This is a genomic window from Paenibacillus sp. FSL A5-0031, assembly GCF_001956295.1.
Lineage (GTDB): Bacteria > Bacillota > Bacilli > Paenibacillales > Paenibacillaceae > Pristimantibacillus.
In genome coordinates this window covers 146,865-169,234 of record NZ_MRTD01000009.1, presented here as the reverse complement: position 1 = coordinate 169,234, position 22,370 = coordinate 146,865, and the positions used below count along the sequence as shown (strand labels likewise).

The window sequence follows — 22,370 nt, the reverse complement described above, 5'->3', positions numbered from 1 at the left end:
GGGGGCTTTATTAATGGCAAACAATCATTTCCTTACAGATCTCGATGGAACGCTGCTTCAATCGGATGCTACCTTGTCCAAGCATACGATTAACGTCATAAAGCATGCGATGAAGCAAGGTATCATCATTAGTTATGCAACGGCAAGAAGCTATATGAGCTCCAACAAAATTGTATCTGTCATTCCGTGGAAGTATCCGATCGTTTTATATAATGGCGCGGTTGTCTTTGATCCCCTTTCATCTAAGGTCATAGGCGGATACTGGCTGGATAACGAATCAACAAATCAAATTATTGATCTAGGAAGAAAACAAGGTCTAATTCCCTTCTTGTTCGCGCTTGATGCGGAGGATAAGGAACGTGTATTTCATGAGAAGCTGCTGCGAATTGGCGACATAACCTTCTACGAGAGCCGCCCTAATGATCCTCGTTTTGGAGAAATGCCGCTGCTCGAATGCTCGAATGCCTTTAGGACGCTGATTGTGACCTATATTGGCTTGCTGCATGAGCTTGAGCCGCTTAAGGATGAAGTACAGCGCACATTCGGCGATCGGGTTCATGTTCATCTCATGAAGGATCAATATATAAAAGATCATTATTTTCTAGAATTTAGCCACAGCAAAGCCAATAAAAAAGAAGGCTTGAAGCAGTGGGCGGAGCTGATGCAATGTACGCCTGAGGACGTTACAGTGTTCGGTGATAATTTGAATGACTTAGGGATGTTTGAAGCTGCCGGCACCAAGGTCGCTGTTTCCAATGCGCATCCCACTCTCATTGAGCTGTCCACGTTAGTCGTAGAGAGCAACGATGAGGATGGAGTAGCGAAGTATATTGAGCGTGTGATTGAGGAGCAGTCTTAGGCTGTATATCTAAAAGCATCATTGCTGGATAGCTGCTTCCTTTGCGCGAAGTACAATAAAAACCTATCGTGTGAATGAAAGAAGAAGCTGCCCCAAGGTCATCGACCTTCTGAGACAGCTTCTTCTTCGTTCTCGTCTTTTTGCACATATACAACCTATAAATATAACATTCCTCATCGCTTTATTGACGACGTCTTGCTCGCACAACAACAATCCCAATGATCATAAAAAGGGCTAGCGCACCTATGATGATCTGCAGCTTTGTTGGTCCGCTTTCGTTAGCCTTACCACCGTTGCTAGGCAAAACCTCGCCAGCGCTTAAGGGCAGCGGATTATAACCATTGCCTAATACCTTCAACTCTTCTCCTGCAGCAGAAACCAGCTTCGTTAAATCACATATCCCTGTTTCAAGCTTTCCTGATCTGTCATTAGCAGACACGATATAGGTATCACCTGCATTAAATTTTTCATATCCGCAGCTTGCAGAACTCATCGCTGTATATACAGCTGTCTGCTGCTTGAGTTTTCCTTTCCATACCGTTGCTACTTCAAAGTCTACTTGAACGAGATCAGCAGATGACATCGTTTTTTTCTTAGGAGGCTGTGTTACCTTTATTACTTTTCCAGTGAAAATGGCGGTCTTGCGTCCAAGCTCATCTTTTACCTGCGTCTCTGCAGACGGCGACATTGCACACGAGCATGCGAAAGCTGCTTTAGGGTTAACAATAAGTGCTGTACTTAACAGAATGACTCCACATAAAAGGTATATCAGAATTTTTTGGTTCATCATCATCACCTCATAACCTAGACGGGCTGAAAATGATAAATGTTCCCACAATAATGGATCGTTATGAAATAACGTTTACCGAAGCCGCTGGCTATTTACTCATTAAATTGATATATTACCTAAGGTGAGCGAGCTTAATGCAATGGCAACGAGCTCCTTAGACTAAAGAACCGTAGGTGACTAACATGATTGAGGTAAAGACTTCTAAGCTTAGCGATGGAGAATTTAATAGAGGAGTATTTGCGAAGGTTGATATTGCAAAAGGCGTACTGTTTCATGAAGCCCCAGTCATTCCTTTCCCGAATGAGGAGCATGAGCACATAGAGAAAACAATGCTTGCTGATTACGTGTTTGAGTATGGCGCTAATCACACTGCGATCCTGCTTGGATACGGCATGTTGTTCAACCATTCCTATACCCCAAATGCTTATCACGATCTTGATTTTGACAATCATGTCGTTAACTTCTTTACTTACTCAGACGTAAAAGCTGGCGAAGAGCTTCTTATCAACTACAACGTGGATAACGATGATCCGATGTGGTTTGATGAGAAAGTGAATGAGGACGAAAAATAGCAAGTGAGCTTTCCGCCCTTATTCTAAGCTTCACGGCGTAAATAAAGACGAGCCCGTTCCGCAGAAACTGCGATCGGACTCGTCTTTTTCGTTCACAACAAATTATACAAAACCACCATTCACCCGAATCGTCTGACCTGTCACCCACTGTGACTCGTCACTGGACAAAAACAGCACCACACTCGAAATATCCTCAGGTTCACCCAATCTTCCGAATGCATTCATATTGGCAATACCCGCTATTTGCTCTTCTGATTTCCCTACCTTAAAGAGCTCCGTGTTAACAGGACCAGGTGCAATCGCATTAATGGTGATCCCCTTTGGACCAAGCTCCTTCGCCAGCTGGCGAGTGATCTGTTCAACTGCGCCTTTCGTCGCTGCATATACGCTATACGTTGGGAACATCGCGCCAACAACCGAAGTCGAGAAATTGATAATTCTTCCGTTAGCGTTCATATGCAAAGCCGCTTGCTGGCAAGCAAAAAATGTGCCCTTCACATTAATAGCGAACTGCTTATCGAAGTCTTCCTCTGTCATATTAGCAATCGGCTTCGTGATCATAATACCCGCGTTATTCACAAGAATATCTATTTGTCCAAAAGCTTCTATCGTTTTGCTGAACATAGCCTCTACTTCTGCCACGATACTAATATCAGCTTGAATCGCTATGGCTTCACCACCTAAACGCTTAATACCATTTACTACTTCTTCTGCTTTACCTGGGCTACTCGTGAAGTTCACAACAACCTTTGCACCTTTACCCGCTAATTGCTCTGCAATCTCCCGACCAATTCCCCTTGACGCTCCCGTTACCAATGCTACTTTCCCAGCTAAACGATTCTCCAAAACTATTCCCTCCTTGGCATCTACATCATTATGCTCTGATTATATTCTCGTGACAGACAAATATCAAGTGACATTTTTTATTATTTGTCATTTTGTTTAAAGAAGATTTATCTATAAATAAAAAAGCCCCTCTGATTAAAATCATCATGGGGCTTCACATTATAGGATTCCACTAAGCAGTAAATTCCATACGAATTTGAATTGTTCATCAATGTCTTCTGCCAACCATTCATTGGCATGTGCAGGATGATGAAATTTCGATGTTGCAAAAAAAACGGCCTTCGCCAGACTCTCGGCATTTCCAGACTTAAATTCGTTTGAACGTATCCCTTCATCTATAATTTGCGTGACCTGCCCAATCAATCGATTCACATGATCGGTGATCATATCAACCGCATTTACAGTAACAGCCGCGTACATCGCAAACATCTCTGAATCATTGGCTGCATAATTCCGTTTGCTGCTGATGAGTGTCTCCATCCATAAACGCAAGCGCTCTGAAGAGCTGCCGCCGGTTTGATTGGCTATCGCTTCTAAAGGCAATGCGATGCATCTCTCCAGCCAGCGCCCCGTTACCGCTTCTCGCAATGCAGCTTTACTTGCAAAATGGCGATACAACGTACCATGGCTTACTTGCAGCACCTTAGCTACATCCACAACCGAGCTTTTATCAGGCCCATAACGTCTAAGCACCTGTTCAGCTGCATCTAAAATCGTTTCTTTATTCAACGGAAGATCATTTGTCATATTGGGCAGCGAGCGATTCATCCAGTACAAACAGCTGGAAGATCCTATAGCTCAGCACTCTCCCCCTCTCGGTGATTTTAGCCTACTATATCAAATCAAGAGTGTAATGACAATATCGTTATTTTGTTATTCGTTTATATGCTGTTAAAATATAAGCCAATTTAATTCGCAAGCAAACATGATAGACAATATTTAAGATCTTAACGTATGCTTGCAACATAATGACTTTGTAATAATAAAGCCGAATGTCCTCTAGTAAGAGGCATTCGGCTTTATTTGCGCTTATGACTTAAAGGTATAGCCCGCCCTTTTATGAAAAAAAGAGAGCTATTGACCAATAAAGGTTGCAGAGCCGTTATCACCAGTAAAAGGAGGTGCGCCAGGCGTTGTTACGTAACAAATAATCATTTTGTAGGACTTACCCTTGGATATGTTCTGGTTAAAGGTAAGCACAAAGCTTTGGTTTTGACTGTCTGCCGCAGCTATCGATACTTTACTCGCTGTTAATGAATTGCTTGGATTAACTTGATCATTTTTGCCAAGGGTTGCAATGCCTGTTGGCGTAACATCCGTTGTACTCTGAATCCAATAATTTGTTGGCGTTATGCCTTTTGTTCTGTCAACCGGCTGGTCGTAAGTGATGAGCAGCTGATTAGGCGATGTTTGCTTCACCTCGCGCAGCATTGGTATGGTCTGCTCCCTAGCACTTGCTGCCTGAGGAGCAACAATCGCCAGAGCAAAAATGCTGATCAACACGAGCTTTGTCATAAACCTACTCATTTTGTTCCTCCCTATTCAATAAGTGAAGTATTTGTTACTTTTAAGGATAATGCCCTTACGAGTAATCATTTATCCAAAAAGAAAAAAAATGTATAGCACAAAAAAAGACCAGGCTCCCCTCATAAAGGAGAAACCTAGCCTGCTTTGTCTTTATGTATGAACATTTAATGATAGCGAACAGCTTAAAATTAATGATCAATAACGATGCTTTCTAGTTTCACGTTAACCGGATGAGCGATTGTGTCGCCAACTGGACATTTGCTCTCTAGAAACTTCACGAATTCCTCAACCTTTTCTTTTGGTGAATCGGTTTTGATATGAAAGGTATAGCGAATATCCGAGTAGCCAGGACGTACATCCGATTTATTGAAAAATCCATCAAGATCGATGTCGCCTTCTACCTCTACTCTGAAATCATCCAGTTTAACATCAAACTTTGGAGCGTAAACTCTAGCAACAATCGATTGGCAAGCTCCTAATGAAGCGAGCAGCGCTTCAACAGGATTCATCCCCGTATCTGTCCCGCCCAAGCTTTTGGGCTCATCGATCGTGAGCTCGAAATGTCTAGACTTCGTTAAAACCTTTACTCCTTCTTGTAATTGAGCAGTTGCTTTAAACGTTTGAACAGCCATTTTGTAGTCTCCTCTAGTTCATTGGCTTTTTTGTAGACCATTTACAAAAAACCAAGTTATTTACTAGGTATTATATGTTCATTCTAAATTTATGTCAATCCTTGGAATCGCAGCCATCAAGCTTATCTACTCTTTATTATTCCTCGAATGAAAGATTAGACGGTCCATCCAGCAGCTCGCTTTCCATCTCAAGATTAGTTATTGGCACGCTAAGATCAACCTCTTCGAACTTGAAGCTATCCACCCATACATGCCCTTTGCCCATAAGCAGTACACCAATGGATATGGTCGCGCTGTTAGCAGGAACATCTAATACGATAGCGTAATGATTCCAGCCCGTATCGCCAATAATTTTTCTATTATTCATATTATCAAACTGCAAAATATCCTGTGCGTTGTTGTCGACCCTCATCCACAAGCCGCAATATTCCTGAACCCCGCTTGTCCTTACAAAACCTGTGAATCTCATTCTGCGACCGACAAACTTCTCAGCTTTAAATTGCTGCATCATCGTCCCAAATTGACCCGGGTCCTCTGCAATAAGCGCCTTCAAATACCCCGATGCATTTCCTTGATGAACGATGCTGCGGTCAATTCCCATTTCATAGTTTTGAGGCTGGCTTCCCGTCAGGAACCAGTCTTTCACAGGTGAAGCTTGATCCATATAATCTCCTCCTAAAGTAGAATACGTATGCGGTGTAAACATTTTACGGTAACGGCCCGGCGGCATGCTGTACATCTTCTTGAATGCTCTTGTAAATGCTTCCTGGCTTTCAAAATAGCAGTTCAACGAAATCGTAATGATCGTTTCATCCGTGTTTAGCAGCAGTCTAGATGCATAACAGAGACGGCGGCTTCTCAAATAATCCGCTATGTTTATGCCTACTTCCTTTCGGAATAAACGGTGAAAATGGTATGGAGAAAAACCAGCGTGTGCAGCTATTTGTTCAAGTGTCAGTTCATCCTGAAGGTTATCCTCCATGTACTGGATACTTTTTTGAATGATGTTGTGAGTAATCAAAGGTGCGCCTCCTTTGACTCTAGAATAGCAGAAGGAAGAAGGCTGTTTTTGATATTTTTTGCTAAGTTGTCATTGCTGCAAGCTTAATTCTCTATTTTAATAAAAATCACTTTTGGTGATATTGCACTTGTGTGAAATCAGTAAAGTTTAAATATAAATAAACAACACCTTGCCGTGCCTATTTCCACTAAGCATAATGAATTTAGACATGGTATAACCAGCACCTAGAGTATGACCTCTACTACGTTCAAAGGAGTGATGATGTTTGAATAAGAACAATCAAATCAAAAAACATGTGAGAGGTTTACATTTATAATCAAATAAACCTCTCACATACTTCTGGGAGGAAATAAGTTTATGTATATTTCGAAAGCGATAGGAACGGAACTTGCCAGCGAAAACTTCACTAAAGCAGCAGCACTTTTTGGAGCTTTGAAGCACCATTTATCGATTCAAGGTGTCATTGAAGGTGTTTTGCACGGTAGAGTTTTCTTGTCCATTGACAGCGCTACAGCTGTATTAACAAGCCCTCAAGGTATATTTTTAGGCGGCAGTCCGGAAAATCATTTGTTTTTCGAAGAAGTTAACAAGCTGTTTAAAGAAGAGTTTTTGCCCAAGCTTGCAGCGATCGGACGGCTGGATTATGTGCTCTTCTATCCCTCGGATGAGAAATGGGAAAATATGCTCAGCCTCGTGATGAAGGATCTGCTACCTCTGCGAAGCGGCCGAATGACGTTTACTCACGATCTGGACGGCATAGAGACTACGCTTGCTGATCATATTTATCAGGTAGATAGCAGCTTTCTTAAAAGAGAAGAGTTAATAGGGCTCGATGGCATCATCAGTGAAATTCAAGGTGGCTGGGCCTCCATTGAAGCTTATGAGGATAGAGGTTTTGGATGCGCTGCAATTCAAGACACGGATGAAGGACCCGCCATCATCAGCTGGTGCCTGACCGATTGGGTAGTCGGGGATGAATGTGAGCTCGGCATTCAAACAGATGAACAATATCGAGGCAACGGATGGGCTCGAAAAACAGCGTTAGGTGCACTCTCACTTGCGAAGCAACGAGGCATGACAAGAGTAGGCTGGCAATGCTGGTCAAGCAATATAGGCTCGCAAAAAACCGCTATAGCTGCTGGGTTCAAGCTTCTTATTGATTTCCCCGTATTGTTCGGGTGGAATCTGCCTTTAAACAATCTCCTCGTTAACGGGAACCACTATCTGCGCGGCGATACAAGGTATGGCGTGGAACGAGACTATGCCCGCGCAGCATGGAGCTACGCACAAGCGCTTGATCAAGGCTGGGATTGGAACGGAGATGCCGCGCTGTATTGGAATGCCGCTTGCTTGTTTTATTTGACCGGAGAGCAGGATCGTGCCCTACATTATTACAAAAGCGCGGTGGAAAAAGGTTGGCAGGGCATTCATAAGCCCCATTATCATGATTATGTCTATAGAGAAGCGGACAGTGAGCAGATGGCTCGTATTTTCGCTGAAGCATGTAAGTAACAGAGGTTGACCTCTGTTACCCTCCGCCAATGTCTAACATACAATGCATGGTGGAGGTGATTCTTTTATGCTTCAAATGTCATGGTATTCAAAGGCTTTAGGATTAGTCGGCCAGCCAGTTGGGGTCTCTTTACTGAACGGACAAGGTGTAACGGGCGTTTTATGCAGCATTACCGGCGGTAATTTAGTGCTGCAGGAATACTTGTATCAGAGTCAATTTGCGACGAAGCAATATCCCCTTAATACGATTCAAGATGTTAATTCCTTTCCAGGCTGCAGCGTGCCTGGTCCGTTATTCTAATACCAATTCACAGACCACCAAGAGTACGGGGCGTTTTAAAAGTCATATTGCGATTTTTTGAGCACTACTTATAACTTATTATTCGAGAAAAAGGACCTCAAGCTCCACTATACAGTGGAATTAGGGGTCCTTTCATTTGAAAACGAGGATGTTCCCCTGTCATGCGAAGACTTTTACGGCAGCGCCTGCAGCAGCTTCATCTAAGCACAGAAATGCACTTATTTAACCAAATCTTTTTCAATTCTGCTCAATTTAGAGGTATTTGTACACCTATTTGCATCATTTCAATCTTGTTTATTAAAAACAGATGCACTTTTGCACTTGTTTACTCTCCACTATCGGTTCACGCACATTACAATCATACAACATGCATCGCAGATGCTGGATATGGTGGAGAAGAGAATTACGCTAAAAATAGCAGTACAGGAATAGCTCTCCTGTACTGCTATTTTTCATATATTTACCAATTATTCCGTTCAACGCGAGCTATTCCTCCGTGAACTTGATGCTTATGGGACAGCCCCTTTTCTTTATGATAAGCGCTATCCATTGTAATTGAGAACAGTTATCATTTATAATGATAGAAGTCGATGGAATTATCATCATCCAGAAAGAGTGAACTGCCTATGTCCCCTGCTTGTGAAGAAATGTCCCTTGCCTCCCATTTATTTTATATGCCTGTCCAAGTAACTAGAATAGATAATGAAACGGTGGCAGACCGCTTCTTTGAAGAATTGGCGCCATTCTCCCGTATTCTCATCGTATCGAGCGGTGCAGCTGAGCTTTCTATTAACGATCAGCTGTATGAGATAGCGCGTGGAAGCGTCGTGTTATGCGATGCCCATCAGCGATTAAAATGGAAGGCATCTCCCTCGCTGCGCGGTATCCAGATTTCCTACCGCTGCTTGACTGCAGAGGGCTCCGAGCATCGTGGGCTCAATCACCCTGCACCGCTGCATCGCTGTCCAGTCGGAATCCTTAGATTAGCCGGCGAGCTGGAAACGGTGTGGAGAGAGCCCCAATTAAGTGAACCGCTTCAGTCTCAACAGTTGTTTATTGAGCTGCTTGTCGAGCTGTACAAAGAACGTAATGCTTTGCAGCAGCCCTCCAACTACTGGTTGGAACATGCCATTCAATATATGGAGACGCATTATAATAAGGATCTGACGCGGGAGCAAATGGCTGAACAAGCTCATGTAAGCCAAGAGCATTTCTCACGTACATTCCGCAAAAATACAGGACGCACTTTCAATGCCTATCTGACCTTGCTGAGAATTCGCAGCGCGCAGCGGCGTATCCTTGTCGGAGCTCCTGATCTGAATACTCTCGCTCAAGAAGTCGGCTATAAGGAAGGCTTTTATTTAAGCCGTAAATTCAAAGAAGCTGTCGGGCTTTCCCCCACCGCTTATCAACGGAAGCACAAACGGATTGCCGCATTGAATCTAAATCACACTGCTAGCCTAATGGCGCTCGGCGTTATCCCAGAGCTAGGCGTCTATACAACCTGGTTGGAGCATTCCAATAACAAGTTGAATGTAAACACCAGTCAGAAGCTAAATACCTATGGCCAAACTCCCTCCACCTATTATGAAGCGATCGCCGCCGCAAGGCCTGATGTCATTATCAGCTACAACATGGCTGAAGAGAATAAAGGCCTGCTTCCGCTCGCGCCAGTGGTGGAACTTCCTTTTATGACGATGAACTGGCGCGAACAATTCCTTATGATTGCTGACATTGTAGATAAACGTCAGACAGCTGAAGCATGGCTCGCCTATTATGATCAATTGATTATTAGAAGCAATCATAGGCTGGATCGCCAGCTTGGCTATCGTGGTACCGCCGTTGTATGGGAGATTGATTCGAACAAAGCTTATTGCTGCAGCAGCAGTCACGGCAGAGGCAGTCAAATTCTTTATGATGATCTCGGCTTTCAGCCTCCCTCCGAATTGCTGGAACAAGGCTTTTTCGCTCGTGGATATGTGGAAGCAGATATCGAAACCATTGCTTCTTATCCGGCCGACCATATTTTCATTACTTCATTGCCTTCTTGCCCGCGTGAACTGAGCCAAATGGATCGTTTATTTCGCTCCCCTCGCTGGCTTGAGCTGAAAGCTGTCCAGAATAAGCAGGTATACCTACTCAATGAGCCAGATATGTTTTGCGGATACGACCCGATCTCTACGCAAGCGCAGCTTCGAGAGCTGCTTCGTGCGATGACCTCACGTCACAAATCTGCATGACTACACATCATTTTAGTCCATAGTCATTTTCAAGATTACACGGTAAAGTGTTACTGAGAATGATTATCGTTTTAAATAAGGGGGATATGACATTGTTTTCTTTTCAACAGAAGTTTTACAGCAGCCGTCGTTTCATTTTTGCCGTTTCATTACTACTATTAGCGGTTCTCGTTTCCGCTTGTGGAACAGAAAAAGCTCCAACCAACGCTGGAGCACCATCAAGCAGCACCGAAGAGACTACACCGGAAACGGCCGTGCCGGAAGCTGCGAAATTTAAGACGGTGTCCACGGTTAAAGGCGACATCGAAATTCCGGTTCATCCGAAGCGAATTGTAGCTGAAGAATACTTGGGCAGCCTGATTGCTCTTGATGTAATTCCGGTAGGATCTCCGGGTGTTACGATAGAAAACTACTATTTCAAAGAAGCGCTGGCTGGCGTTGCAGATACAGGAGTTTATGGAGAGCCATCCGCTGAAAACATAATCAGCCTCTCCCCCGATCTCATCATTACAGCCAACGGAGACAGCTACGAGCAGCTCCGTAAAATTGCGCCAACGATTGTTATCCCATACGGAGAATTAAAAAATGTTCATGCAGAGTTGACCTATTTCGGAGATTTATTCGGCAAAGAAGATGTAGCTAAGTCATGGCTGGCCGAATATGACCGCCGCATTGCGGAAGCCAAAGCTAAAGTAGATAAAGCTATTCCTGCTGGTGCAACCTTCTCCATCATGGAGTACAGCGATAAAACGACTTGGGTTTACGGTGACAACTTCGGTCGCGGCGGCCAGCCCATCTATCAATCATTAGGCCGTAAGCCTCCTGTCGATGTTGCCGATGAAATCATGAAGAAGCAGTGGGCTGAAATTCCATCAGAAACGCTGTCCAAGTATGCAGGCGATTATATTATTTTGACATCCAATGATCGTACGTTAGAATATTTTCAAAACGACCCGATCTGGGGCAATCTTCCGGCTGTAAAAAATGGTCACATCTACATATGGCCTGAAGAGAGATCCTGGTATTTTGACCCCATCGCTGTTCTAGCTCAATCTGAAGAGCTGACAGAGTGGCTCGTCAATCAAGGAAAATAATAAAAAGCCTTCAAAACCACTAGCAGCGTGGCTTTGAAGGCTCTTTTAACTATAATAAGTTCTACTTAGTCGAAAATAATAGCCACCGCTTTACTTCGCTACAACCGGTTTATCTTGAGATACTGCAAGCTGATGCAGATAAATGCCCGTTCCATCTCCAATAGCGTAATTGAGTACCCGTTTATTAACTGGAACGATAACGGCGCGATACAGCGTTGGGAATACAGGAATGTCTTTCACCATCAGCTCCTGCCATTCCTTATAAATGCCTTGACGTACCTTCACATCAAAGGCCGCTTCTGAAATCCCTTCTTTAAGCAAGCGATCCTGTTCGTCACTAGCATAACGCGGGAAGTTATAGATCGCATCGCGCCCGTATAGGCCAGCTGGATCGACGTCAATGCCTACGCCCCAAGCCCCTTGATACACATCTACTGTTGGATCGTCTTTTCCTGTGCTGCCTACACGATCATAGAAAGTGTTGAACTCCACCATTTCCAGCTTTACGTTCAAGCCAATTGCTTGCCATGACTGTACATAATATTGAGCAAGCGGCTGTGCAATATCTCCGCCTGTCATGGAAATAAAGTTAATAGCTAATTCGCTGCCATCTGGATTTGTGCGGAATTTGCCATTCATTTTGTAGCCGGCATCATCCAAAATCTTGTTAGCCAAATCTTTATCAAAGGCAAGGCCTTTATTAGTAGCATCATGGTACTCTGGGTGAGAAGGCGGAATAAGTGTCGTCGCATTCCAGCGCAGGCCGTGATAGAATTGCTTGCCGACCTGATCGTTATCGACCGCATGCCACATCGCTTTCCGCAGGTTTACATCGCCCATTTTCGATTTTGGATCAGGAACGACTTTGCCAGCCTCAGCATCCCACTTGCCTAGTTTAAAGCCAATATACGTATATGCACGGTCAATTGCACCTAAGTATTCAAGATTTGATAGACTCGCATTATCTGGATATTGATCCGCCGGGAAGGAATCAACGAGATCGACACCGCCAGTTTTCAATTGTTGTACGACGGTTGTTTGATTAATTACTTTCAATACAACCTCATCTAGTGCAGGCTCACCGCGCCAGTAATCTGTATTTTTCTCAAAAACAACAGATTCCCCAGGAACGATGCTTTTTACTTTAAATGGCCCGAAGCCGATTGGTTTCTCACGAACCTCTGGAGAAGCCGAAATTTTAGCTACATCCATATTGCCGAATATGTGCTTCGCTAATGGATAATTCCATACACCACCGGTCAAAAGGGAAGGAGATGATTGAATATACGTAATTTTAAGCTTTTTCTCGCCTAAAACTTCAATTCCTGAGATCGTTTTTGCTTTTCCTTCATGGAATTCCGTCATCCCTACGATATTAGTGAAATTCGAATCATACCGTGGTCCGTCATATTTGGGGTTGCCGATGACTTCATGAGCGAATAACCAATCCTCTGCAGTTACTGGCTTGCCGTCATGCCAGTTTACATTATCGCGAATCGTAAGCGTAAATGTTTTGCCATCCTCAGACACTTCATACGTTGCTGCCCCATCATTCGTATATACATAGCTTTTATCCCAAGTAAGCAGCCCTTCATCAAACCAGTTTAGTACTTGTGAATCCGGATCACCGGAATAAAAGTTCCAGTTCAGCGTCCCTTCAAATGGTGTATCTGATACAAGGCCAAATGTAATGGAACCACCCTTTATGGCTTCGCCCTCATTTTTCTTCACATTGCTGAAATCCTCAATGGAATAAAGACCATCGTCTGGAGCAGGCTTCTCGGTTTCCGCAGGAGCGGCACTCTCCGTGGGCTTCGCCGCACCATCAGTCGGGCTCGGCGTGTCTACACTCCCATTATTAGATGAACAAGCTGCAAGAAAGACTAGCAATGCCACCATAAGCGGTAAAAATAAAGACCTTGAAAACATCGTGTTCTTCTTCACCATCATTCTCCTCCTTTATTATCCTTTTCTTTGTCTTGCATCTGTCGCACGCTTTAGCGCTTGACCGACATTGTTTATACTCAACATCAGTACCAAAATCAGTATCGATGCAGGTAACCATATCCACCATCTAAGCTCGAGCGTTTGCGGGTCTCTAGCATAGCTGACTAACGTGCCTAAGCTGGGCATGCTCTCTGGAAACCCGAAGCCAAGAAACGATAGTCCAGACTCTAAACCGATATTTGCCGCCAAGTTCAAAGTCATCGTAACAATTATGATGGAGCTTAAATTCGGCAATACCTGGACCATCATGATTTTAAAATTGGAGGAGCCTAATGTTTTGGATGCCTGAACATAATCAAGCTCCTTCTCCTGCAGCGCTTTTGAACGAATTAATCTTGCAATCCCCATCCATAAAAAAGCGGTCATAATAAGCGAGAAAGACCAAATATTATATTTGGGTACGGCTGTCACAAACGCAATCACGATCATCAAGGTCGGCAGGATCATAAAAAAGTCAACAAATCTCATAAAGATGTTATCAACCGTACCACCGAAATAACCGGAAATGAGTCCAACACATACGCCAATTACTCCTGTAAATGCAGTAACAATAATAGCAATCGTTAATGAATTTCGAGTCCCAATAATTAATTGCCCAAAAACATCGCGGCCTCCATAGTCCGTACCTAACAAATGCTCGGATGACGGCGGCTTTTTCAGTGCGAATAAATCAACCGATACAATTTGCTCCTGATTCAGAACAAGAGAGATCCCATACACAGAAAGAATAACTACGCTCAAAAAAATTAATGATACGAATGCGACTTTGTCTCGTACGATTTCCCGCCAAATAATATTCAAGCTTGACGGGCTTTTATCCGGCACCTGGAGCGCGGTTATGGGAATGTTTGTCTTTCTCATTTCTTTCACCTCAACATCTCGAGTTCTTATTTAATTCGAATACGAGGATCAACGATACTCAAAACAATGTCAGAGATTAATGCCCCTACAATAGAAGCCACTCCATACAATAAAACAAGCGCAGTAACGACGCTGAAATCCCGCAGAGCGATAGAGCTTAAGAATAGTTGACCCATTCCTGGATAACTGAAGATACCCTCTATGAACACCGTGCCTCCGATGAGTCCAGTAATTTCATAACCAAAAAAAGCTGCGATCGGCAATAACGAATTTCTTAAAATATGGCGATTATAAACGCGGGATTCTGAGGCGCCTTTCGCTCTTGCTGTGATAATGAAATCCTTTTGCTTCGTATCAATGATTTCGCTTCGAAGATATTGAACCGTCGACACGGTTGCGATAAGAGCCATCGAAATGGCTGGGAGCAGCAAATGATAAAATTTGCTCATAACATATTGAAGAGTACTTGGTTCCAGTCCTGGAGCGGCGCTTCCTCCCGTTGGAAACCAACCAAAATGAAAGCCGAACACCCATAACATCAATAAAGCGAAAATAAATAGTGGGGCTGCAAATCCAATATAGGTATAGCCTGTAATCAATCGATCTCCCCACGTGTCGTTATAACGGCCGCTTGTAATCCCAAGCGGTATTGCTATCAAGTAAGTAAGGATGAGAGTGACGATGGATAACCAAACGGTATTCATCATGCGCTGGCCAATCAGATCAGACACTGGCATTTTAAAACGAAACGACTGTCCGAAGTCACCTTGCACAGCTTTCGTAATCCAGTCCCAATACTGTACATACCACGGATTGTTAAGGCCCAGCCTCTCACGCTGTGCATCCATTGCAGCTGGATCTATACTCGGATCGATCATTCCAGTCAATGCGTCCCCCGGCATAGCCTTCGCTATTAGAAAGACGAGGATGCTTAACAATATAATTTGAGGGATCATAATGACTATTCTTCGTGAAACTGTGCGCCACATCGTCCTCACCCTCTCCCAGGCAAAGCCACGAAATGTGTTTCTGAAACGGGTTTTAACGGATAAGCCAAACCGTCCTCGTCAAAATAATTCTCATAGGCTTGTTCATATTCCGCCTTAACCGCCTTGCGAAACGAATGTTTTTCCTCTCGTTTCGTTGGATCAATATCAGGTATAGCCGAGATAAGACGCTTGGTATAAATATGCTGAGGTTGATTGAAAATATCAGCTGTCGTTCCTCGTTCAACGTAACGGCCTTTGTACATAATGCCAATATGATCGCACATATGCCTTATAATGCCGAGATCATGACTAATGATCAGATAAGTAAGGTTTAGCTCTTTCTGAATATCCTGCATGAAGTTTAGTACCTGCGCTTGAACGGATACGTCCAGCGCTGACACGGGTTCATCGGCTATAATCAGCTTTGGTTTTAAAGCGATAGCTCTCGCAATCCCAATTCGCTGACGCTGGCCTCCTGAAAATTCATGAGGATATTTATAAATCGATTCTGGGCTCAAGCCCACTTGCTCCAACAATTGTTGTACACTGCGCTTCTCTTCGCCAGCAGACTGCTTCTCAAAATTTCGCAGCGGCTCAGCGATAATATCAAGCACGCGTTTCTTAGGATTCAAGGAGGAATAGGGATCTTGGAAGATCATTTGAATATCTCTGCGGAAGCCTGCATGGCTTCGAAGTCCGCCAGCAGCAAGCTGCTGACCTTGGAAGAGAACACTTCCTGATGTAATTGCATTTAAGCCTATGATGGCTCTGCCTGTCGTGGTCTTGCCAGAGCCAGACTCGCCTACTAGTCCATAGGTCTGTCCCTGCTCCAAGGAGAATTGTATACCGTCTACCGCTTTGATCGGTGGACCCTTTTTACTGAAAAGACTCCCGCGATTCGGAAAATGTACCTTTAGATCGCTGATCTCAAGAAATGACATGTTGATGATCCTCCTTCTCGTCAGGGAAGTGAAAATGCTTGTAGCAGCTGCATCTGACGAAATGGCCCGGAGAAATCTCATGCATTTCCGGGTTCGCTTCATGAGCAGCCTCAGCAATCCAAGGCGTCCTCGATCGAAAACGGCAGCCCTGCCTCGGGAGGTTCTGAAGAGACGGCACAATTCCCTGAATAACATGGAGCTTAGACTTTGCTTCATTCACAGTTGGTATCGATTGCAATAATGATTTGGTATAGGGATGCTGTGCTTTAGCAATGATTGTGTAGATATCGGCAATTTCAACAATTTGTCCGGCATACATAACAGCAACTCGGTCAGCCATCTCGGCCACAACGCCCAAGTCATGCGTGATTAAGACGATGCCAGCCTTGCTTTCATCCTTCAAACGCCGCAGCAATTCAAGAATTTGCAATTGTATCGTTACATCCAGTGCTGTAGTCGGTTCATCTGCAATTAATAGCTTAGGATCATTGGCAATCGCGATAGCAATAATGACACGCTGCCTCATCCCGCCGGACAATTCATGGGGGTAACGCCCGTATGTATGCTCTGGGCGAGGAATACCCACTTTAGTTAAAAGCTCGATCGCCCTGTCCGCTCTTTCCTTACTAGAGAGTTTGGGCTGGTGCAGGAGAATAACTTCTTCAATCTGAGAACCGATAATCATAAGGGGATTTAATGCGGATAATGGGTCTTGGAAGATCATGCCTATTTCTTTCCCTCTCAGCTTATTTAGCGTGGAGGGTGACATCTGGACAATATCCTGTCCTTGGTAATAAATATTTCCTTCTATTTTCGCTCTCGTATGGAGGCCCATGATGGAGTAGGCCAGCGCACTCTTGCCAGAGCCCGACTCCCCCACTATGGCAAGAACCTCATTTTCTTTTACCGTTAGCGTCACATCATCCACTGCTGCATAATAATGATCCGCAATGCGAAAAGAAGTCGTCAAATTCTCAATTTTCAGCAGCTCTTTTTTCAATAGAATCCTCCTAACGTAGTGATTCTAAACTTGCAATATTCATAATTTTCGGAATTTTCAAACCATAGATTTATCATATCTAATATAAGCATAAAACAATTTAACTGCAACTACAATTTATAGCATATTCAATATATATATTCTTGTTTTTGGATTTCATTACTCTAATGGATCATATACTAATGTCTATAGTAAACGCTGTCAAGCTTTAATGTGATGTATTACATTTTGGTGATAGTTATTTGTTAGGTTTGTACTGTTATATAATTACATTTAACAAAATATGTATTTTCTTTTTGTAAATATAATCTCCGTTTTACTCATTACTTCAATCATTACTTTAAAAATATTTAAGAAATTTTCAGCAAACGAAACTCTTATAAACTATTTTTCAATATTAGTTTACGTGTTAGATTCCTCTCTGTTTTTATGCAATAATATGTACATAATCTTTTAAAATGAAACAAAAACAGAAAAGATTTCCCTTAGTCTAAACGAATTTATTAATGGCGATAATAATATTCGATACTAAAAACAATTCATAGCAGATGGAGTGAGCGCCCTGATTTCTTTAAACCGATTTATTAAAATTTGTTTCGCTGTTATTTTAGTTCTTGCCATTATTTATTTAGCATCACTTGTCGATTTTATTTTCAAACCCTTCGTTTCTTTGTTCAGTATTGTTATGATTCCATTGATGCTCGCCTCTTTTTTCTATTATCTACTACGCCCGCTTGTAAACTGGATGGAGCGACCTAAATTAAAGAGACCTTGGGTCATTCTCATTATTTATTTAGCAGCTGCTGTGCTGTTTAGTTTATTTATCGTTGGCGTATTTCCTTCGCTTCGCACTCAGTTTTTCAATTTAGTAAATAATGCGCCTAATCTTTTCAATACGCTGGGCAAGCAGCTGCAAGATCTGGAACAGAACGGGTTTTTAGCAGACATTTTGCCTGAAGATGTAAGTCCTTTTTCAAAAATAACCGAATACCTGAATAAAGGATTTTCATTGTTGACTAACTATTTAACGGGGATGTTTTCTTTTATCTCTAATTTCGCACTCATTTTGTTCACCTTCCCTATTCTTCTTTTTTACATGTTGAAGGAAGGGGACAAATTCGCCCAGAAAATCGTCAGCTTCATGCCTAAGAGATACCATGCTGAAGGTGAAAAAACGATGCAGGAGATTGATACGGCTCTAAGCGGATTCATTGTGGGGAGAGTCGTTGTAAATCTGGCGCTCGGTGTTCTGATGTATATCGGCTTCCTTATCATCGGTTTGCCCTATGCTCTTTTACTGACTGTCGTTGCTGTTATTATGAACTTTATTCCTTTTATAGGCGCCATACTGTCTGCTGTACCGATCGTCATTATTGGTTTAATTGAATCGCCATCTGTTGCGATTTGGTCATTAGTGGTCATCCTACTCTCACAACAAATACAGGATAATATTATTTCACCTTATATTTTCGGAAAACAGCTCGATATTCACCCTATTACAACTATTCTATTGGTGCTGGTGGGCAGTGACGCTTTTGGAATCATAGGCGTAATCATTATTATACCGGTATATATGATGCTGAAAATCGTTGCTACCAAGGTATATCAGCTGTTCTTCAAACAGAAATGGGAAGACGCATAAGTATTTACAAGCAAAAGGGGATCACATCGATGTGGTCCCCTTTTGCTTACCCGTAGCCATTGTTGATTTCTGTTTTTGCCAAAATCGTATTGCCGTCATCCACCACCAATCTCGATTCTAATTTTTTCACCCTCAAATATTCTATGATAATTAATAGATTTTGGTGTTACAAAACATCCCTATTCTCGATATGCCGAACCGTTGACCAGGCGATCGCTACGCCAAATACTGCTAAAGCAAGCGGAATGTAAATGATGGTTGCCAGTGAGAAGACAGGATTACTCGAACTTGTCAGTATGACGATTAGGAGTGAAGAGAGAATAGTTGCAGGCACCGAATGCTTGCGCATGCCGAAATAAAGCGGCACTAAACTTGCTCCTGCTGCTGCAAAGGCAAAGCTTACGATGCTTGCTAGCTGCGCAGCATAATCCATCGGTACAGGCGCTTCCTCAATAATATGAAAAAAGTGATTTATGCCAATAAGCATAGATAATGTGAAAATATGCGAGATGACGATTGCAACAAAAGTAAGGATAGCTACAATCGCCAGCTTGGAAGCAAACAGCTTTTTGCGACTAACCGGGTACATAAACATAACTAGAATTGTCTTTTTCTTATACTCATCAATGATTAACTTGCTAATTAGAACGGCAGCCATGACGATAAACGTCGACCTAACCATAGCGCCAGCTATAATATACAGCTCTCCAATATTTGTGATCTCGTTTTTAACTTCCACACCCTCAAAGTAACCGATCATGAACATTAGCGTAACAATCACGACGTTCGCTATGATCGCTGCCTTCACATACCAGCCTAATCCCATTTTTGCTATTTCCAGCTTCATAAGTTTAATCACGGATGCTTCACCTCGTCTCCTTGAATCAAATCGAGGAAATACTGCTCCAAAGAAGTGTACTTCTTGTTCAGCGACTCGATATTCACATCGTTTAGTGCAAGCGACTTTGAAATCGTCGTCTGCATCGCTCCTGATTCAAAGATGCGAATCATATTGTCATCTATAATTTTAAAATTAGTGAGCTGGAGCTCGTTGGCTAGCACAGCGCATGCCTTTGTCCGATCCGGCGTTATGAGCTCGATATATTCTGAGTTCTGGCCCCGTACATCTACCATCGACACCTGTTTAATGAGCCTGCCGCCGCTGATCACGCCAATCGTATTGGCCATTTGCTCTATTTCACTGAGCAAATGGCTCGATATGAGAATAGTAACTCCATAATCTGTACTTAGCATTTGAAGCAGATTACGAATTTCTTTAATGCCGGCAGGATCAAGCCCATTAATCGGCTCATCCAATATGAGCAATTCAGGTCTGTTCATAATCGCTCTAGCGATCGCCAGTCTTTGCTTCATCCCGAGCGAGAAGTTTTTAACCGCTTTATCATCCACGTTACGCAGGGCAACCATGCCGAGCACCTCTCCGATAACCTTGTCATCATGGCAGCCCATGTACTCGTTATGCAGCTGCAGGTTTTGTTTGGCAGTCAGCTTGTCATAAAAAACCGGCATTTCAATGATGCTTCCCATTCTTTTAAATACATCATACGTGTTAGGCCTAAGCGGCTCATTAAACAATTCGATCTGACCCGCAGTCGGCTTAATCAAATTCGTGAGCATTTTCATAACGGTCGTTTTCCCTGCGCCATTTGGGCCAAGGAAGCCATATATTTCGCCCTTCCGCACGCTCATGCTTACATTGCTTACGACTTCTTTGCCCTCAAATGCTTTCGTCAGGCCGCTCGTTCTCAAAATATAATCCACTCGTTCTCTCCTTCTTTCCATGTTGTAACTAGTTCTCAGTTTATCGAACACCTTTATCTTATTTGTTGCTTATTTCTAACAAAAATCTTAAGTTGCTAATAGGTCATGCGTTTGAGCTTAACCGTGAACGTCGTTTTCTCAAACGGGATGCTATGCAATGTGATCTCGCCATTCATTTCCTCCACGAGTCTTTTCGTAATCGTTAAGCCCAATCCACTTCCCTGGAAAGCCTTGTTTCTAGACTCCTCCAGCGTAAACATCCTTTCAAAAACAAGCTCCTGATTTCGAGCCCTAATCCCTTTGCCGCAATCCGAAACGTCAATCCTAACATGCGAAGCGTCAACGCTCATAGCAAGCCCAATTCTCTTCCCATCGCTGCCGTAACGAATGGCATTGGACAATAAATTGCTGAGCACCCGCTCCAGCGCTTCCTCGTTCCCTAAAGCATAGATCGCTTCTTCTGGAATTTGAATATCTGCTTCATAGCCGCTTGCCTGCACCAGATCGTAAAAGGACAAAATGCTTTTTTTGCACAGCTCGTTCATATGTATTCGCGATAGCGTGATATCGTTGTCACCCGCTTCTAATCTAGCTAAATCGAAAAAACCGTTCATCAGCTTAATGATCTCCAGCGTTTTTTCATGAATCAGCCGAAGAAGACGTTCTCTTTCTTCAGATGCCATCTCGCGGCTGCCTTGTATCATCTCGGCATAGCCGAGTACGACGGTTAGCGGTGTTTTTAGATCATGCGAGAAGTTAGCAAGCATTTTCCTCATGGAATGGTTCGTTTTAGTAAACTGCGCCAGCTTATTTTGATTATCTGTGAAGAGGCGGTTTAACTCGACCAGCAGCAGCTTCAATTCGCGATCATCTGTCATGAGGAGCAGCATTTCCGAAGAGTGCTGCTCCAGCTGTCTGCTGATCTGGTTTGCAATATACCGTAAGTCGGAGCTTCTAGCCCGCTTCATTTGATACTGAATGACATTTAAAATGGCGAGTATGACAATGATACCTACTAAGCTATAAACCATATTAAAATTCTCCCAGCTTATATCCGATGCCCCATAACGTCTTAATATATTGCGGCGCTGATGGATCGTCTTCGATCTTCTCTCTCAAACGGCTGATATGAACGTTTATAACATTCTCATCTCCAAAGTAATCATCGTTCCAGACAGATCTGTAAATTTGCTCCTTCGTAAACACTTTGGTTGGGTTCATCGTTAGAAGCTTTATGATCTGCCATTCCTTTGAAGTAAGCTTAATCGACTTGCCCCGTTTACTTACATCAATATTGTCCGTATCGATCGTAAGCTCATGAACACGAAGTACACTAGGCGCTGCCTGATTCTGAACACCTGAGTATTGCGTTGCTCTGCGAATTGCAGCTTTTACTCTTGCGAGCAGTTCGATCATAGAGAACGGTTTGGCCAGATAGTCATCCGCTCCGAAGCCTAATCCTAAAGCTTTGTCCACATCGCCATCCTTAGCAGATAAAATGAGGACTGGAAGCAGACTATGCTCCCTAATCTTCTTCAGAAAATCAATGCCATTCAGCTTAGGCAGCATGACATCCAGCAATATTAAATCATACGTTTCCTGAGAAAATAACCGCAGTGCTTCTTCACCATCTGCCGCATGTACGATATGGAAGCCTTCCAACGTCAAATAAGCCTCTACCATTTCGCTAATCGATCGATCGTCCTCTACGAGCAATATGCGTTGTTTCAAGCCGTCCCACCTATCCTATCTAT

General features: G+C 43.2%; 22 protein-coding genes. 7 read left to right on the top strand and 15 right to left on the bottom strand.

Annotation, left to right across the window (positions count from 1 at the left end):
* Nucleotides 1-13 precede the first annotated feature (13 nt).
* Nucleotides 14-859 (top strand): Cof-type HAD-IIB family hydrolase, encoded by an 846-nt coding sequence (locus tag BK120_RS17495; RefSeq protein WP_076268777.1) that lies wholly within the window; start codon nucleotides 14-16, stop codon nucleotides 857-859.
* A 181-nt stretch (nucleotides 860-1,040) separates the two neighbouring features.
* Here the strand turns inward: BK120_RS17495 and BK120_RS17490 are convergent, their stop codons facing one another.
* Nucleotides 1,041-1,646 carry a hypothetical protein gene (locus BK120_RS17490; protein WP_083682116.1) on the bottom strand — a complete coding sequence of 202 codons (606 nt, stop codon included), beginning with the start codon at nucleotides 1,644-1,646 and terminating at the stop codon, nucleotides 1,041-1,043.
* A 185-nt stretch (nucleotides 1,647-1,831) separates the two neighbouring features.
* Here BK120_RS17490 and BK120_RS17485 point away from each other — a divergent pair, with 185 nt between their 5' ends.
* Nucleotides 1,832-2,221 (top strand): SET domain-containing protein, encoded by a 390-nt coding sequence (locus tag BK120_RS17485; RefSeq protein ID WP_054026376.1) that lies wholly within the window; start codon nucleotides 1,832-1,834, stop codon nucleotides 2,219-2,221.
* A 102-nt stretch (nucleotides 2,222-2,323) separates the two neighbouring features.
* Here BK120_RS17485 and BK120_RS17480 read toward each other — a convergent pair whose 3' ends face one another.
* The 5 genes from BK120_RS17480 to BK120_RS17460 form a co-directional block, all read right to left on the bottom strand.
* A complete protein-coding gene (locus BK120_RS17480) occupies nucleotides 2,324-3,067 on the bottom strand; it encodes an SDR family oxidoreductase (protein WP_076268775.1) in 744 nt (247 codons plus the stop codon).
* 159 nt (nucleotides 3,068-3,226) lie between these two features.
* Nucleotides 3,227-3,835: a TetR/AcrR family transcriptional regulator gene (locus BK120_RS17475; protein WP_256710938.1), complete on the bottom strand. Its 609-nt coding sequence runs from the start codon at nucleotides 3,833-3,835 to the stop codon at nucleotides 3,227-3,229.
* A 306-nt stretch (nucleotides 3,836-4,141) separates the two neighbouring features.
* On the bottom strand, nucleotides 4,142-4,594 hold the full coding sequence (locus BK120_RS17470; RefSeq protein WP_076268774.1) for a hypothetical protein: 453 nt from the start codon (nucleotides 4,592-4,594) through the stop codon (nucleotides 4,142-4,144).
* A 188-nt stretch (nucleotides 4,595-4,782) separates the two neighbouring features.
* Nucleotides 4,783-5,226, bottom strand: coding sequence for an OsmC family protein (locus BK120_RS17465; protein ID WP_076268773.1), 444 nt, complete (start codon nucleotides 5,224-5,226; stop codon nucleotides 4,783-4,785).
* Nucleotides 5,227-5,362: 136 nt separating this feature from the next.
* Nucleotides 5,363-6,247, bottom strand: a complete 885-nt coding sequence (locus tag BK120_RS17460) for a helix-turn-helix transcriptional regulator (RefSeq protein ID WP_083682114.1) — start codon at nucleotides 6,245-6,247, stop codon at nucleotides 5,363-5,365.
* A gap of 357 nt (nucleotides 6,248-6,604) precedes the next feature.
* Here BK120_RS17460 and BK120_RS17455 point away from each other — a divergent pair, with 357 nt between their 5' ends.
* From BK120_RS17455 to BK120_RS17440, 4 genes are all read left to right on the top strand, one after another.
* A complete protein-coding gene (locus tag BK120_RS17455) occupies nucleotides 6,605-7,759 on the top strand; it encodes a GNAT family N-acetyltransferase (protein ID WP_076268772.1) in 1,155 nt (384 codons plus the stop codon).
* Between the two features lie 76 nt (nucleotides 7,760-7,835).
* Entirely contained in the window at nucleotides 7,836-8,060 is a 225-nt protein-coding gene (locus tag BK120_RS17450) for a hypothetical protein (protein ID WP_076268884.1), read from the top strand.
* Nucleotides 8,061-8,686: 626 nt separating this feature from the next.
* Nucleotides 8,687-10,300: an ABC transporter substrate-binding protein gene (locus BK120_RS17445; RefSeq protein WP_076268771.1), complete on the top strand. Its 1,614-nt coding sequence runs from the start codon at nucleotides 8,687-8,689 to the stop codon at nucleotides 10,298-10,300.
* 86 nt (nucleotides 10,301-10,386) lie between these two features.
* Nucleotides 10,387-11,394, top strand: coding sequence for an ABC transporter substrate-binding protein (locus tag BK120_RS17440; protein ID WP_144376786.1), 1,008 nt, complete (start codon nucleotides 10,387-10,389; stop codon nucleotides 11,392-11,394).
* 90 nt (nucleotides 11,395-11,484) lie between these two features.
* On the opposite strand, the gene BK120_RS17435 is transcribed toward BK120_RS17440, so the two are convergent.
* The 5 genes from BK120_RS17435 to BK120_RS17415 are packed head-to-tail and all read right to left on the bottom strand — an operon-like array spanning nucleotide 11,485 to nucleotide 17,192.
* Entirely contained in the window at nucleotides 11,485-13,341 is a 1,857-nt protein-coding gene (locus tag BK120_RS17435; RefSeq protein ID WP_076268769.1) for an oligopeptide ABC transporter substrate-binding protein, read from the bottom strand.
* 15 nt (nucleotides 13,342-13,356) lie between these two features.
* Nucleotides 13,357-14,262: an ABC transporter permease gene (locus BK120_RS17430; RefSeq protein ID WP_076268768.1), complete on the bottom strand. Its 906-nt coding sequence runs from the start codon at nucleotides 14,260-14,262 to the stop codon at nucleotides 13,357-13,359.
* A gap of 26 nt (nucleotides 14,263-14,288) precedes the next feature.
* Complete coding sequence (opp4B, locus tag BK120_RS17425) at nucleotides 14,289-15,251, bottom strand: oligopeptide ABC transporter permease (protein ID WP_076268767.1); 963 nt, start codon at nucleotides 15,249-15,251, stop codon at nucleotides 14,289-14,291.
* 5 nt (nucleotides 15,252-15,256) lie between these two features.
* On the bottom strand, nucleotides 15,257-16,192 hold the full coding sequence (locus tag BK120_RS17420; RefSeq protein WP_076268766.1) for an ABC transporter ATP-binding protein: 936 nt from the start codon (nucleotides 16,190-16,192) through the stop codon (nucleotides 15,257-15,259).
* Complete coding sequence (locus tag BK120_RS17415; RefSeq protein WP_076268765.1) at nucleotides 16,179-17,192, bottom strand: ABC transporter ATP-binding protein; 1,014 nt, start codon at nucleotides 17,190-17,192, stop codon at nucleotides 16,179-16,181. The genes BK120_RS17420 and BK120_RS17415 overlap by 14 nt, the downstream gene beginning before the upstream one ends.
* Before the next feature lie 562 nt (nucleotides 17,193-17,754).
* Here BK120_RS17415 and BK120_RS17410 point away from each other — a divergent pair.
* Nucleotides 17,755-18,834: an AI-2E family transporter gene (locus BK120_RS17410; RefSeq protein WP_076268883.1), complete on the top strand. Its 1,080-nt coding sequence runs from the start codon at nucleotides 17,755-17,757 to the stop codon at nucleotides 18,832-18,834.
* Between the two features lie 166 nt (nucleotides 18,835-19,000).
* Here BK120_RS17410 and BK120_RS17405 read toward each other — a convergent pair whose 3' ends face one another.
* The 4 genes from BK120_RS17405 to BK120_RS17390 form a co-directional block, all read right to left on the bottom strand.
* Nucleotides 19,001-19,693, bottom strand: a complete 693-nt coding sequence (locus tag BK120_RS17405; protein WP_076268764.1) for an ABC transporter permease — start codon at nucleotides 19,691-19,693, stop codon at nucleotides 19,001-19,003.
* Nucleotides 19,690-20,616 (bottom strand): ATP-binding cassette domain-containing protein, encoded by a 927-nt coding sequence (locus BK120_RS17400; protein WP_076268763.1) that lies wholly within the window; start codon nucleotides 20,614-20,616, stop codon nucleotides 19,690-19,692. Before BK120_RS17400 ends, BK120_RS17405 begins: the two co-directional genes overlap by 4 nt.
* A 95-nt stretch (nucleotides 20,617-20,711) precedes the next feature.
* The gene (locus BK120_RS17395) at nucleotides 20,712-21,647 is read right to left on the bottom strand and encodes a sensor histidine kinase (protein ID WP_076268762.1); all 936 of its coding nucleotides are present in this window, start codon (nucleotides 21,645-21,647) and stop codon (nucleotides 20,712-20,714) included.
* Between the two features lies 1 nt (nucleotide 21,648).
* Entirely contained in the window at nucleotides 21,649-22,347 is a 699-nt protein-coding gene (locus BK120_RS17390) for a response regulator transcription factor (RefSeq protein WP_305953890.1), read from the bottom strand.
* Nucleotides 22,348-22,370 lie beyond the last annotated feature (23 nt).

Coding starts and splice junctions, on each gene's coding strand:
- BK120_RS17475 (WP_256710938.1), bottom strand. CDS start 3,835: ATGAATCGCTCGCTGCCCAATATGACAAATGATCTTCCGTTGAATAAA.
- BK120_RS17465 (WP_076268773.1), bottom strand. CDS start 5,226: ATGGCTGTTCAAACGTTTAAAGCAACTGCTCAATTACAAGAAGGAGTA.
- BK120_RS17470 (WP_076268774.1), bottom strand. CDS start 4,594: ATGAGTAGGTTTATGACAAAGCTCGTGTTGATCAGCATTTTTGCTCTG.
- BK120_RS17495 (WP_076268777.1), top strand. CDS start 14: ATGGCAAACAATCATTTCCTTACAGATCTCGATGGAACGCTGCTTCAA.
- BK120_RS17440 (WP_144376786.1), top strand. CDS start 10,387: ATGACATTGTTTTCTTTTCAACAGAAGTTTTACAGCAGCCGTCGTTTC.
- BK120_RS17395 (WP_076268762.1), bottom strand. CDS start 21,647: ATGGTTTATAGCTTAGTAGGTATCATTGTCATACTCGCCATTTTAAAT.
- BK120_RS17490 (WP_083682116.1), bottom strand. CDS start 1,646: ATGAACCAAAAAATTCTGATATACCTTTTATGTGGAGTCATTCTGTTA.
- opp4B (WP_076268767.1), bottom strand. CDS start 15,251: ATGTGGCGCACAGTTTCACGAAGAATAGTCATTATGATCCCTCAAATT.
- BK120_RS17420 (WP_076268766.1), bottom strand. CDS start 16,192: ATGTCATTTCTTGAGATCAGCGATCTAAAGGTACATTTTCCGAATCGC.
- BK120_RS17435 (WP_076268769.1), bottom strand. CDS start 13,341: ATGGTGAAGAAGAACACGATGTTTTCAAGGTCTTTATTTTTACCGCTT.
- BK120_RS17455 (WP_076268772.1), top strand. CDS start 6,605: ATGTATATTTCGAAAGCGATAGGAACGGAACTTGCCAGCGAAAACTTC.
- BK120_RS17485 (WP_054026376.1), top strand. CDS start 1,832: ATGATTGAGGTAAAGACTTCTAAGCTTAGCGATGGAGAATTTAATAGA.
- BK120_RS17450 (WP_076268884.1), top strand. CDS start 7,836: ATGTCATGGTATTCAAAGGCTTTAGGATTAGTCGGCCAGCCAGTTGGG.
- BK120_RS17445 (WP_076268771.1), top strand. CDS start 8,687: ATGTCCCCTGCTTGTGAAGAAATGTCCCTTGCCTCCCATTTATTTTAT.
- BK120_RS17430 (WP_076268768.1), bottom strand. CDS start 14,262: ATGAGAAAGACAAACATTCCCATAACCGCGCTCCAGGTGCCGGATAAA.